Origin of the sequence: Polynucleobacter sp. IMCC 30228, assembly GCF_021395205.1 — a bacterium.
Lineage (GTDB): Bacteria > Pseudomonadota > Gammaproteobacteria > Burkholderiales > Burkholderiaceae > Polynucleobacter.
The window spans coordinates 108,980-122,457 of sequence record NZ_JAJVCS010000005.1 but is presented as its reverse complement, the minus strand read 5'-3'; the positions used below and the strand labels follow the sequence as shown (position 1 = coordinate 122,457).

Here is a 13,478-nt window from a genome sequence, read left to right as displayed (position 1 = left end):
TAAGAATCAGGGACACGAGTAAAGCTCGCCCATGCCTAAGGTCAGCTTTGAGTAAGGTAATTTACGCTCCTCACGATGTATTAAACTGCATCCTTGTGGAGGGAGCGCCAAGCTGCCATTGCGTGTGGGCCAATAAAAAAGAAATGGTCGAGCTATCAAAGACAAATCGCCTGGATAAGATGAAATACATCGTACTTCAGTAGGATCTATTTTAAATTGCCATAAATGTAACGGGTTCACATAGATGCATTCTTCTTTACTTATGAATTTTGCCTGATTGGCCCAAAGTGCCGATTTACCAGCGGAAAATTGAAAATAATCAGTCTCAAATTTTTGGCCGCTTTCAAACTGCCGTGCTAATTCATTAATATAAGTATATTGGTAGGGGTGTAAATTAATGTCATCCCAGATAAAGAGTGGCAAAGAAATAACGAGAGCAAAATATGCTACTAATCGATTAAAATAAAAAAGGGATAGAATGCCCAAAATAAAAAGAATTGGAAACAAGAAAAGCACTTGACGCAATTCATTGTAAAGATTGACCTTCCGCATTATTAACAAGAAAACAATTGTAATAATAGAGAAAGTCAAGCCCACTAGTAAAGATATGTTTGGCGCTGAAATAAATTTTTTGCTTGCTGCATTGCGAATTAGAACTAGTGGCATGAGAATAAGTCCACAGATCACAACTAGAGGGAGTTTGACGCTGAACCAAAGTGGAATATATTGATAAAGTAGATTTCCCGGTTCAAACAACCTACCTCCAGCTAGGGTATCTCCCTTCCATGGATGTTGGCTCATATATAGAAAAGCATTCACTATTTCTAGTGGATTACTCCATAAAATAGGATTAATTAAATAAATTATAAGCAGCAAAGAAAAGCAAAAGTAAATAAAGTATTGAAACTTGAATATTAAATTCTTACCTTCAGACTTCTGCAAATTGCTAATAAAATAATAAGTTAAGCCCATCACTAAATATTCAATAAATATTAAAATGCCAGAAACTCGGATTGAAATTAACCAGCCAGTTGCTAACCCTAATAGCATTAGATTTAGTCCTTGCTTTTGCTGCTCTTTATTTAAAATATTATTTTGAAAATTTATGGCTGATAAAAAGCGAATCAGCATATAAGTGCAGAGTAACCAAGCAAATAAAAAGGGAATATCTTTAATATTCATCAGCCCATGCCCCAAAAGATATGGCCATAGCAAATAAGAAAATAACCCAAGAGCAGCAAGTCGAGCGTCTTGTGATGCAGAATAAATTATTGAGCGGACTAATAACCCACTACATACGTAAGCCAAAAAAACACTAATATGATTAAAGGCTAGATAACCACCCAAAGCATCTATCTCAAGAATTTTTGGTAAAGAGCCGTAAATGAATGAACTAAGGGCATTAGAAGCCAAATGAAACCCAATCCCATAATACCGATCCCCATATTCAAGTAATTTTTGATAGGATGAAAGATCTCCACTTATTAATCCTTTAAATGCATTGATATTTACTAAATAAGTTTCATATTCTCTGGCCTCATCCATGCCAATACCAATGTCAATACTGGCCCATATGCCAATTCCTAGCAATAGTAGAAATAAAATGCCTTCTATGGCTTTAAGGTAAAGCTGTTTATGCATATATTTGGTAAATAGCTAAAGAAAATATTTCATGGAGATAATTCCCCAGGTTAGTGGAATGCTCAATAACATACACCATAAAAGTAAACTGCTCTCAACTATAAGCCCCTGAGGTTTTCTAAAAAGCATCAAGATTACAAAGGGAACGATAAAATAACGCTGCTCCAATAAGGAAATAGGCAGAATAGAAAGAATTGTTACGGGATAAAGCCAATATTGCTCAGAAGACTTTAAGCGGATTACACATAGCGATAAAAAAGTCCATGCTATAGGTACATATAGCAATACTCTTAGCCTAAAGGAATCCTTCATCTTGAATAAAAACCAATTACGAATAAAGTAGTCAGATGGAAAATTATGAGGATGGGTTAGCTTGAAGCTGAGTAGATAAAAAATAAAACAAAGAGATAGCAAAGCAAAAACCCATATATTTTGTTTTAAAAAATTGAAAATTTTAGGTAAATTAGCTATATGTAGCGGTAATAAAGCAATCCAAAGCACTAAAAATAAAAAATATATTTGAAACGGATAGATGCCCCCAAATTGCTGATTATTTCGGTCACCCAAAGCAACTCCATCATTAAGGTAAATAAAAATCCCAAAAAGTAAAATGGGCAAGACAAATATTCGGGTTTTATATAATGCTTTCCATAAGCCAGAAAATACTTTTGGAATCGCTCTTAATTTAGGATTTTTAAAGAACGCCATTCCCTGGTCAAATCTATTCTCATAGCTTATTGCCATGAGCCAAAATAATACCGCCCAGAAAATATTTGATTGTCTAAAAAAAAGTGCCAAGATGCAGATCAACGCTGAGCTTGCGTAGCGCTGACGCGAAACCAGGATTAAGGCAATCAAAATAATTGATAAAGAGCTTAAGTCGGTATATAAGACCCAAAAAAAAGGCCACAGAAGGGGTACAGCAAAAAGCTGAGCAGTTTGGATGACAGGATATGCGGGTTGACCTTGACGTAGAAACACATAAATAAAAATCAGGCTTGTTAACGATACGCATGCGCCTACTAATCTAATCCCAGATAAAGAGTCAATATTGAATATTTTGGAAAATGCCGCGATGATCGCATGAGAGCCTGGAGGCATTGTTAAGGTTTGATCTAAATAAAATTGATTTGCCATAAAAAGCATTACTTGCGTAACATGAGAATGCTCATCAGCAACTAATTGGAGGGGCATTAATTGCATCATTACTAGGATAGCCAAAATGATGGCCAAGCCCAGCAATATATTTCCGACTAAATGAGTCCTAAATACTGTATGCAGTAAATTAGAAAAAAGCTGGGAATCAGGTTTTTTTATCATACCTAACCACCCATTTTGATAGGTATATTCTGGTAATTCTCACTGGATAATATCTCTACAGCTTTTGGTAAAACGGCAAAGCCAATAACTGATTTATCTTGATAAACAGGTTTAAAAAGATCTGACCGCAGATTGAGCCATGCAATCGTTGCATTTAGGTTTACCTCTTCAGTTGACGCGAAAGGATTGTCAGCAATTAGTATTAATTCAGGCCGAAACTGCAGAACAATACTAATAATTCGCTTTTTTCCCTCCTCGACAGGACTGATAGTTTCATTCGAGAGGTCATAAAAAACAGTGTTATTCCAATTTTTACCATAAAGGCCATAAGGACGTAAGCCAACTGCAAAAATTCTCAATGGACTATCTTGGACTTGTATCCAGGCATAGACACCTGTTTGATAATGAGGGCCTATTTTTTCGTAACCTGGCAAGCCAATAGAATTTATGTTCCAAGCAACAGCAATTACTATGAACACAATAAAGATCATAAAGCCTAAAAATAGCCTGCGAATCCTAGCTCCCACTCTTTTAATGAGGTCCTCTAAATCTGTAGCCAAATCCATGATGCTAAATGCATAAATAACTGATGCAGACAAAAATAATGGGGCGGCCAAACGCAATTCAAATTGCCCTTTTTGAAACATAAATGGGGTAATCAAAAAAGTTATCATCGCTATGCAATGAAAACTAAATACAACCCACCAGCTAGTATAAATTTTCTGAGAACGAGCCGCAATCAAGGGCATTACCAGGCTCGGTACGCATGCGAATAGTGCCATAAAAACAAGTATTGACTTACCATTGATTTGATAAAGTAATGCATTATTTAAGTTTGCTAGAACGCTGGTATTTAGCCCCCAGCTAGTGAGCACTGGCGAAAGCTCGCCAAATAATATGAGATTGCGCAAAGTCCAAAAGCCACCCATTGAAAAAGCAAGCATGAAGATGAAAAGTGCAGCAAATAATGCTTTTTTAATCTGCCGCTGCTGAAAATAGCTTGAAACTCCAATTAAGAGTGGAAAATATCCAAGAAATAATAACGCGGAAGGTTTTGTTGATATTCCCAAGCCAACACAGATGCCAATGACAATCAGATAAAGTTTTTTGCTCGCTGAGTTTAAATGATTGGTCTGAATCAAACGCATTGAGAAACCCAATGCAGAGAAGATACAGGCAGCCATAAAAAGATCATTTTTGCCGACAGCGCCGAAGGATTGGGGCGCAGTTATGGACCAGATTCCAATAGCAAGCACTGATATTGACAGCAGGCGCCCTAAGGAATACTTAGAATTGAATTGGAAGATAGCCCCACAAACCAAAGCAATAGATCCCACAACTAAGGCCAAGGCAATAATATGGGCAATTAATAAGCCCCAATGTGCATGAAAGCCTTGGGAAAAAAACATTCCGATCAACTCGAAGCCAAAACTATAGCTCTGATAAGGGCCTAATACACTCCAAAGACTTTGCTTTTGATAAAACTCTATCCAGGCAGGAAGGTGATAGGAAACTACATCCCACCCTAACGTTGCATGCGGGTCAAATAGCTTTAGTGGGATATCTTTAATATAAAGAAGAAATGGGCCGCAAAGAATTATGCCCGTTACAAATATGATTAAATCCACCTTAGTATTAAATATTGTAATCCTCTCTTTAGGCTCCTCAAGGAATGGGTATACTTTTTGCTTGCTAACGTACTGTTTAGTAAAAAACAAAAATAACCCACACAAAATAAAGAAACTCACCTGCGAAATGAATGGGCTTAAGACCCCTAAAATGCCAGGTACTAGACTAGATAAGTAGATGAAGCCTATCGATAGAAAACTTGAGCCTAAAAAAGGTGTCACCCCAAATTGCTCACACAGCCTCCAAGAACGACTCCAAACAAATATTAATAGCAATAAAACAAGCGCCAAGAGTATTAACTCGCCTTTAATCGCAAAGAGTTCAATAAAGTTCATCTGCATATTATTTTAAAGAAGTTCAATTTTCATTTGCTATCAATTCTTAGGCACTCTAAATAAAGGTTAAGTTATGCGAAAATTACAGTATTACCCCTATCTTACGGGATCAGAGCATCTTCAGGCTACCCTTAACTAGTAGTGTCCTAAATTCTTCTGTATATAAATATCTAATGCTCAATAACCCGCCATGAACTATCGTCCAGAAATCGATGGTTTAAGAGCTGTTGCAGTATTAGCTGTAATTGGCTTTCACGCTGGCTTACCAGTATTACCAGGTGGATTCATTGGCGTTGATGTCTTTTTTGTAATTAGTGGCTACCTTATTTCTAGCTTAATTCTTGAACAAAAAGTAAATCAATCATTTAGCTTAATTCACTTTTATGAACGACGTGCGCGCCGAATCCTTCCAGCACTGTTTACCGTCTTATTTTGTTGTATTCCCTTGGCTTGGATGTGGCTTCTACCTGCTGATATGAAAAGCTTTTCTCAAAGCTTAGTGGCAATTTCTATTTTTGCATCAAATATTTTATTTTGGCGAACTAGCGGTTATTTTGATTCAACTTCAGAATTAAAGCCATTAATGCATACTTGGAGCCTTTCTGTTGAAGAACAATTTTATCTAATTTTCCCTGCACTAATTTTGTTAGTTTGGCCCCTAGGGAAGAAATGGCTTCTAAAAATTCTAATAATTCTTTCTTTGATAAGTCTAGGCGCTGCACAAGTTTTTATAATAAGCGAGCCCTCTCCTACCTTCTATCTTTTACCTACGCGCGCTTGGGAGCTTCTATTGGGAGGTGTAGTTGCCCTTACCTTCCCTCAAATAAAAATTGCAACCCTAAATAAAGGGATGTTATTTACACACCACTGTCTTGCCTTTATAGGTCTGGCGCTGATTTTCTATAGTCTGACTCAATTTTCAGCGATCACTCCCTGGCCAAGCCTATACAGTCTTCTGCCTGTTCTCGGCGTAAGCTTAATACTTCTTTATGCACATTCCAAGGGCTGGGTCTTTCGACTACTTTCGCATCCTTTTATTGTGAGTTTAGGTATAATCAGTTATAGCGCGTACCTTTGGCATTACCCTTTATTTTCGTTTGCTAGACACCTTACCTTCAACCAGCCAAGCGCCCTTCTTTTAAGTCTTCTGACTGGCTTAACACTGCTATTAGCCTATGCAAGTTGGAAATGGATTGAAACCCCATTTAGAAATTCAAGCGTTATTTCAAAAAAAACACTGATTTCACTTGGTGTTATCGGCTCTTTGTTTTTTATCGGCTTTGGATTGGCGGGTCAATTTTCTAAGGGCTTTCCAGCGCGGATGCAAGAAGAATCCCAATATTTAGCCCACTTTGAAAACGCTATTCCAGACTGGGCCTTTTTTACCAAAATTGGCTTACCAGACAAGTACCGTATGGAATGTGATTTTTATGATGTTGCCCAATACCGCAAGGGAATGGCTACAAAAAAACCTAGGGTAGATATCCCAACATACTGCTATGCGCGTAATTCACAGATGCCACATTCGGTATTTTTATGGGGCGATAGTCATGCACAACACCTCTATTACGGGCTCAGAGAAACAATGCCTAAGGACTGGCAAATTCTCCAAATTACGACCTCGGGATGTGAACCCAAAGTTGATTCTAAAATATCAACTGTCGATTACTGCGATTATTCGAATGCGTTTAGCCTAGGGGCTATCGCCAATGCCAAGGCAGATGTTGTGGTTGTCGCACAAAATTTGCACCATACCATTGCCAAAATGGATGCTATTCGCGATGCCTTGCTTTCTATTGGCGTTAAAAAAGTCATTTTTGTAGGGCCAACTCCACATTGGCTAACTGAATTACCTAAGCTTATTACCCAAAAATTTTGGCCTAATCCGCCTAATCGAACGCTAGTGGGAATTAACGCTCCGGTACAAAATCACGATATGTATTTAAAAGAACACTTTTCCAATTCAGAAAAAAGTCAATATTTCAGCTTGATTGATGAGCTTTGCAATAGCAGAGGGTGTACCGTGTATTTTAATGACGACAAGTTGGGGGGCATTACCTCCTGGGATTATGGGCACCTCTCTCCCATCGCATCTTATACTATTGCCAAGCAAGGACTCACGCCTTTGATTATTCAAGGAATTGCAAAATGAAGCATGGATTCTTAATTACGGCCTACCGAGATTTTGATTCTCTTCAGGGACTTATCGAGCAGTTATTAAATCTACCTGATGCTCATATTTTTATCAATATCGATGGCCGCAGTAAAACCCTAATTTCACAAACGACAAATTATCTATTAGGATTAAATAACCCTCGAGTCTATTTGCAAACCCAAGTCGTACGTTGGGGTAGCTATGAGCATATGGATGTTTTTATGCAATTAGCACAATTGGCTTTTGATAAAGAATGTGACTACTTTCATACCATTACTGGTCAATGCCGAATTATTAAATCCCTTGCCCAATTTGAAGTTTTTTTTGAGCAAAATCAAAGGCATAGCTATATTCAATATTTTGGCTTGCCAGATGAAAATTGGAATGGACTGGGTGAGCCGAGACTCGACCGAGTTAAATACTATCAGCTTCACGACATCTTAGACGCAAGAAAGTGGGGTATTTTTTTTGTTGGAATTAATACGCTTTTTATTCAAATTCAAAAATGGCTTGGTATTAATCGACTACAAGATCGTAAATACTATGGCGGGATTGTTTATTTCTCCATTAACAAAATAGCCATGGAATACTTATTATCGCAATGGCCCAAACTTGAGCGCGAATTTCGCTTCACTTTCTGCTGCGAAGAAACTGCTCCGCAAACTATTTTGCTAAATTCGCCAGAAATTATCCGCAATACACTGGTTAATTTTGATCTCCGGTTTATTCTATGGACTACTCAGCATGGCGAAAATCCTGGTCTACTAGATGAGCGTAATCTTGAGCAAATTCAAGCAGGCGATTATTTGTTTGCTCGAAAATTTGATAGTCGATACTCTAAGCAACTCATTAAATCAATCAATCAATCAATTGAGCTTTAATGCTATCGTTAATTATCGAATACAACTATTTTAGGTGCTCTTTTTTTTCGCTACAATTAACTTAATATCACCCAACGTAACGGGTATTGCCCAATCTGGAATCCAGCGCACTAAGGTGCTTAATGGTCGATGGGAAAAAGTAGGTAGGCTATAAATTAATTTTTTATAGATGTATTGAACTGAAGCGTAGTGGCGATAGCCTGCTACATGCAAGAGTTCAAAATGATTTTTTTGCAGCATATCCTCTAAAACTGGTTTACGAAAATAATACAAATGCATTTCCATCATCCAAGGCCAATGCCTTCCCATTAACCGAGGAAACCATGAATCTAAATCCAGCGTAGAAAAGGCTAAAATACCGCCGGGCTTAAGACTTTGATTGGCCATTAAAAGCATTTGATTGGGATCGCGAACATGCTCAATGACATCCCATGAGACCACCGCATCAAATTCTTTGGGCAGGTGAATGGCGGCCTCCTCAAAATTCAGATTAAAAATGTGGGCATTTGGATTAGCTAAGCGTGAAAATTCTGCTGCCCACTTTGATGGCTCAATACCCCAACACTGCCAGCCCGCCCGTGTTGCTTCTTGTAAAAATAGGCCGCAGTACGAGCCAATCTCCAATAAAGTTCCTGGAGTGCTTCGAAGAAAAGGTCTAATTTCTCGCAGGGTATGAAGAAAAGTTTTTTGTTTGATTTTAAAATTTTCTAAATAATCACTATCCACTACTTCGCTATAAAGTTGGGTGAGGTCTTTAGGCTGCCTGGACAAGGGAATTTGTTCTAAGCCGCACTGGAGACACTGGGCAATCTGGGGCTTATTCACATGACCCATGCTGCTGCATTTATATAAATTAGATACATGTCCGCCTAAATGGGCTCCCATTAATTCAGGATACTTTTCATATAAAAAAACGCCGCCGCAGTTCATGCATACATCATCTAATAATTGCGATGGTGCGTCAGTACCATTGCTAGTAAAACTACCTAAAAATAACGTAAGTAGTTTGGTGGCGCCTCTAAAAATTTCAAGGCTTGGAATTTTCGATTTTCCTGAATGGCGATTATAAAAATGAATCGGCTCTTCTTTTAATTTAAGTCCATTAGCATGGAGACGTACTACCGACTCTAAAAAGAAAGAGTAGCCAAAGTTGCCAATCCAGTTAAATTTTACTTTTTTGAGCGAATCCACATTAAATACCCGAAATGAGGTCGTGAATTCGTGGATATTAATTCGCATCATTACCCGTGCTAGGATATTGGCGATGCGGCTGAGCTCTTTACGGTAGCCAACATAATCACATTTCCCACCTGGCGCGTAGCGTGAGCCAATTAAAAAGTCGCCATCTCCCAAACCCTGGACTAAACGAGGGATATCTTTAGGGTCATGAGATAAATCAGCGTCCATAGTCACTAAAAGATCATATTGACTGCGCATGGCATAAATCATGGCTAAATAATGAGCTGAACCTAACCCCAATTTACGGGGGCGATGAATGACCTTTAAGCGCTGATCACCTTGACTGATTTCATCTAAAAGCGTACCCGTACCATCGGGAGAATGATCGTCCACAATTAAGACGTCTGCCCAAGGCATCACAGCCCAAATATCAGCTAATAGCAGGGGAATATTTTGCGCCTCGTTATAGGTCGCAGCAAATACCAGAATCTTTTTTTGGTCCAATGGGGGCAAAGCCGTCATGTTGGGATATCTTTAGTTAAAAGCAAGGTAAAACTAATCTTCGTAACAGTTATAGATAAAATAAGGCATTTAAGGCAACCATAATACTGCCACTATGCCACTATTACATGTGCAAGCCATAGCTAGTCATTTTTTAAGAAACCCCATCATTTTGGTGCTGTTATTGGGTTTAATGGGATTTTTAACGCTGGTAGGCTATCGCGCGGTTTCTCCCACCAATATTGCGTGGCTTAACACTAGCGATCCCTCGACCTACTACTTGGGTTGGGAATTTTTTCGTTTTTCTCCCTGGGAATTTCCGCTCGGACTAAATCCCCATTACGGCTTGGGGCTCAGCAACGCCATTTTGTATTCTGACTCTAACCCGCTCTTTGCAATTAGCTTTAAAGTGTTTTCCGCTGTGTTGCCAGAACCCTTTCAATATTTTGGCATTTGGCTGCTGCTGTGTTTTTTGCTGCAAGCCAGCTTTGGCTATCTCCTCATGGGGCTTGCTACCCAAGACCTTGTACTGCGACTACTGGGTGCTACATTTTTTGTTTTTTCACCCATTCTTGCTTGGCGTCTACAAGAAAAAATTGGTCACCTCACAATTGCTGGCCACTTTTTTATTTTAGGCGCGCTTTACCTCACACTCAAAAATTCGACTCGCCCCAAGCGAGATGCGCTAGCTTGGTTAGCGCTTTTAGTAAGTGCAGCAGCAGTCAACTCCTATTTATTAATGATGACTGCCCTATTTTGGGTTACCTCTTTATGCACAGCCAGAGTATGGGAAAAACGGCAATGGCGCTTTACCTTTATCTTGATCAGCATCACAATTGGCCTCATTCTTTTGGTCTGTTGGCAAGTCGGTTATTTCGCCGTTTCTGGCGATGGCCTTTATATCATCTCCGATTACTTCAATTACTTTCGCATGAATGTACTAGGAATCATTGATCCCGGCATTCCTGATTATGGCCTCTGGTCTTATGTGCTACCTGATGTACCCGGGGACAACCACCAGCATGAGGGCTTTAATTTTTTAGGTCTTGGTTTTTTACTGCTCATGCCTTTTGCACTTTGGCCGCTCTGGCAAGGTCGTATGCTTTGGAAGGTGGATATTAAACGCTATGGAATTTTTATCTTGGTTCTTTTGGGCTTAGCTTTTATTTCTTTGTCACACAAAATTGGCATTGGTTCGTGGAACTACCAGCTAACACTCAATGAGTCCCTCTTAAAAATTCTCAATATTTTTCGCGGTCATGGCCGAATGTTTTGGCCCGTCTTTTACTGCATTTATTGGGTGGTCTTGGGTCTAATCGCCTGGGGCTACCCCAAAAAAATAGCGCTATGCATTCTGGGGATAGGCCTTTCCATTCAACTCATCGATACCAGCCGCGGTTGGTTGCCAATTCGTCAATATCTCATGATGCCCATCAGTTCAACCTGGCCTACACCCCTGACAAACCCATTTTGGCAGACTGCAGCGCAAAAATACCAACGGCTTTACCGCGTACCTGCAGGCAATGCCATCCCTCACTGGGTCACTTTCGCCACCTACGCGGGTAAGAACCATATGGCGACCGACTCAGTGTATCTGGGTCGTGTAAGCCCCCAAGCAGTGTCACTAACGCAATCCAAAGCCATGCAAGCAGTCTCTAGTGGAAATTACGAGGCAAACGCGCTGTATGTGCTTGATCCTGGGGTATTACCCCTGGCTCGAGAACACCTGGATCCAGAAAAAGCTGCACTACTATATATCGATGGCTTTTGGGTAGTAGCACCGGGGTGGAAATAAGTCCTGAATTGAACTTACTTGAACTTAGTTAGGACCTAGTTGGATTTCAAGTAACTTGTTGGCCCGGGTCTTTTAGGGCTGAGAAAAGATAATTTCTTTAAAGGTAATCTGATAGCTTTTTTCCCATTCCCATTTTTTATCAACTGGCCCAATAGAAAATGACTCGACTTTTTTTTCTGCTAGTGCCGCGCCACCTTTCATGACGAAATGAAAATCTTGAGAATTTTCAACGAGCGGAGACAATAAAAATCCAGCTTTAGCCATCGCGGGAATCAGCCGATAATAGCGGGTGGTGCCATCTTTAAGTCGCAATGAAATACGTATTTCACTGGTTTTATAGAAAATATTGATCAGCCGGCCTAAAAAAGAAGGCGAAATTGTGATCTCAGTAAAAACGTATCTCGCAGGGTTTGGTATGGTCACCCAGTCACCCATGAAATAATCTTTTTTTTCCAATATTATTTCTTGGGGAGCTATGTTACTTGCGCGCTTCTTTTTTAAAATTAAAAAATCATTAACGGTCATATCAAAGCGGTAATTTTCTAAAATAGTCGGCCAACTAAGACCATCATCTAAACTCGGCAGGCGTTCATCAATGGTGGCAACTTTAAATATGAGATTTTCTGGCGCATTTATTTTTAATAAATGCTGCTGATTTAGCCTCATCAAATCTGCGTTATAGGCTGCATAACTTTGAAAAACCGGCCGCGGATTCCACTCAAAGCCAGCAGCAATTAACCGAGCCTGATCATATGGGTAGGTATCTACTGTCCCCTCTAGTTTTGGAAAGACAATTTCAGCCCTAATTCTTTGGTTAGCGAGATTAAATTCAGTTTTTAAGTTTAAAGGCAAATTTAGACGATTTTTTACACCCTCAATAGCTGAGACAAAAAGCGCTTTACTACCAATAAGAAAGGAATTTTGGACGGCTTTATCATGATGGGCATCGATATAAAAACCGATCATGATGGATATCAATAGTAGCAAGATAGAAAAATAATTAGCAAAGATAATTAACAAGCATAAGCAAGCAAATATCAATGCAATCGCACTATGAATAGCATGACCGTCATGCCTAACGAAGCCACTTTTAAAACTAATCATGAGGTAAAGTGCAAAGAGCAACAGTAAAAAACAATTGGGCGCAGAATATCCGCCCCTCATTACAATTAAAGCCAGCATAAAAACGCCTACTAAGATAAAGCCAATAATTTCATAGGAATTACCGAATAGTGACATCGCCTCGCTATAGCCGGCAATAATTAAGCCCAAAGAGCCAAAGTAACTAGGCAGGCTAAGTAGAGGTTGTCCAGCATAAGCCCAAAATAAAACTAAGGATAGACAAATGGACGCGGGAATAATGACGGCAAGCCGCCAAGAGCCGCGCATTAAAAAAAGGCTAGCTGATAAAAAAGCAACCCCGAAGTACAAAATATAAAGAGTGCCCTTGATTAATGGATATAGACCAAACCCAGAAAATAAGACTGCTAATTCCCAAAAAATATGTCGCCGCTCTATATCAACAATATCCATCTGCGTGATTTGGTAACAATAAATTCCTACAACTAAGGCGTAGGCAAAAAATAGTGCATCATAAGAAAATTGCATGCTTAAAATGACAAAAGCAAAGAGCGGCAGAAAAATCCAAGGCCTGTTTTGCACTATCAATACAAGACTAAAGAAAAATAGTATGGCCAAATAAGTAGCGCCAAATACCATTAGATGGTCTGTCGCAGGATGGTAGGCTTTGGTAAAAATAGATGCATATGGGCCAAAGGTGAACAAAATAGTTTGTCCAAAAACTAACCCTTGCTCAACCGCCTGATTCATAGCATAGACCCAAGAGGGATCTAATGGGTTTATTGCCGAGGGCATCTCAGGCGCTAATGGCACAAAAACAACCAATAGCGTTAAAGCTAAGCCTGCGTACAGAAGCCATTCTGTAAATCGCCAAAAAGCCCGCGAATGCAAATGAAGTTTCATAGCAGGCATTTTAAGACTTTTTTTTATCTATCTAGCCTTAAAATATCTAAAGTATAAAG

The 13,478-nt window shown here is 39.3% G+C and carries 8 protein-coding genes; 3 read left to right on the top strand and 5 right to left on the bottom strand.

What is annotated here, in order from left to right; genetic code table 11:
• Positions 1 to 6: 6 nt before the first annotated feature.
• The 3 genes from LZT21_RS09845 to LZT21_RS09835 are packed head-to-tail and all read right to left on the bottom strand — an operon-like array spanning position 7 to position 4,925.
• Positions 7 to 1,641, bottom strand: a complete 1,635-nt coding sequence (locus LZT21_RS09845) for a hypothetical protein (RefSeq protein ID WP_233990562.1) — start codon at positions 1,639 to 1,641, stop codon at positions 7 to 9.
• 15 nt (positions 1,642 to 1,656) lie between these two features.
• On the bottom strand, positions 1,657 to 2,961 hold the full coding sequence (locus tag LZT21_RS09840) for a Dol-P-Glc:Glc(2)Man(9)GlcNAc(2)-PP-Dol alpha-1,2-glucosyltransferase (RefSeq protein WP_233990560.1): 1,305 nt from the start codon (positions 2,959 to 2,961) through the stop codon (positions 1,657 to 1,659).
• Between the two features lie 2 nt (positions 2,962 to 2,963).
• Positions 2,964 to 4,925: a hypothetical protein gene (locus LZT21_RS09835; protein ID WP_233990558.1), complete on the bottom strand. Its 1,962-nt coding sequence runs from the start codon at positions 4,923 to 4,925 to the stop codon at positions 2,964 to 2,966.
• A gap of 190 nt (positions 4,926 to 5,115) precedes the next feature.
• On the opposite strand from LZT21_RS09835, the gene LZT21_RS09830 reads away from it, so the two are divergent.
• Together LZT21_RS09830 and LZT21_RS09825 are read left to right on the top strand one after the other, a co-directional pair.
• Entirely contained in the window at positions 5,116 to 7,077 is a 1,962-nt protein-coding gene (locus tag LZT21_RS09830; protein ID WP_233990556.1) for an acyltransferase family protein, read from the top strand.
• Positions 7,074 to 7,961, top strand: a complete 888-nt coding sequence (locus LZT21_RS09825) for a beta-1,6-N-acetylglucosaminyltransferase (RefSeq protein ID WP_233990554.1) — start codon at positions 7,074 to 7,076, stop codon at positions 7,959 to 7,961. Before LZT21_RS09830 ends, LZT21_RS09825 begins: the two co-directional genes overlap by 4 nt.
• Before the next feature lie 30 nt (positions 7,962 to 7,991).
• Here LZT21_RS09825 and LZT21_RS09820 read toward each other — a convergent pair whose 3' ends face one another.
• On the bottom strand, positions 7,992 to 9,662 hold the full coding sequence (locus LZT21_RS09820; protein ID WP_233990552.1) for a methyltransferase domain-containing protein: 1,671 nt from the start codon (positions 9,660 to 9,662) through the stop codon (positions 7,992 to 7,994).
• A gap of 94 nt (positions 9,663 to 9,756) precedes the next feature.
• Here LZT21_RS09820 and LZT21_RS09815 point away from each other — a divergent pair, with 94 nt between their 5' ends.
• Positions 9,757 to 11,436 (top strand): DUF6311 domain-containing protein, encoded by a 1,680-nt coding sequence (locus LZT21_RS09815; protein ID WP_233990550.1) that lies wholly within the window; start codon positions 9,757 to 9,759, stop codon positions 11,434 to 11,436.
• Positions 11,437 to 11,508: 72 nt separating this feature from the next.
• On the opposite strand, the gene LZT21_RS09810 is transcribed toward LZT21_RS09815, so the two are convergent.
• Entirely contained in the window at positions 11,509 to 13,428 is a 1,920-nt protein-coding gene (locus tag LZT21_RS09810; RefSeq protein ID WP_233990548.1) for a hypothetical protein, read from the bottom strand.
• Positions 13,429 to 13,478: the final 50 nt, after the last annotated feature.

Bases quoted from the DNA above. Each gene is read 5' to 3' on its own strand.
- LZT21_RS09845 (WP_233990562.1), bottom strand. From the start codon at position 1,641: ATGCATAAACAGCTTTACCTTAAAGCCATAGAAGGCATTTTATTTCTA.
- LZT21_RS09840 (WP_233990560.1), bottom strand. From the start codon at position 2,961: ATGATAAAAAAACCTGATTCCCAGCTTTTTTCTAATTTACTGCATACA.
- LZT21_RS09835 (WP_233990558.1), bottom strand. From the start codon at position 4,925: ATGAACTTTATTGAACTCTTTGCGATTAAAGGCGAGTTAATACTCTTG.
- LZT21_RS09830 (WP_233990556.1), top strand. From the start codon at position 5,116: ATGAACTATCGTCCAGAAATCGATGGTTTAAGAGCTGTTGCAGTATTA.
- LZT21_RS09825 (WP_233990554.1), top strand. From the start codon at position 7,074: ATGAAGCATGGATTCTTAATTACGGCCTACCGAGATTTTGATTCTCTT.
- LZT21_RS09820 (WP_233990552.1), bottom strand. From the start codon at position 9,662: ATGACGGCTTTGCCCCCATTGGACCAAAAAAAGATTCTGGTATTTGCT.
- LZT21_RS09815 (WP_233990550.1), top strand. From the start codon at position 9,757: ATGCCACTATTACATGTGCAAGCCATAGCTAGTCATTTTTTAAGAAAC.
- LZT21_RS09810 (WP_233990548.1), bottom strand. From the start codon at position 13,428: ATGCCTGCTATGAAACTTCATTTGCATTCGCGGGCTTTTTGGCGATTT.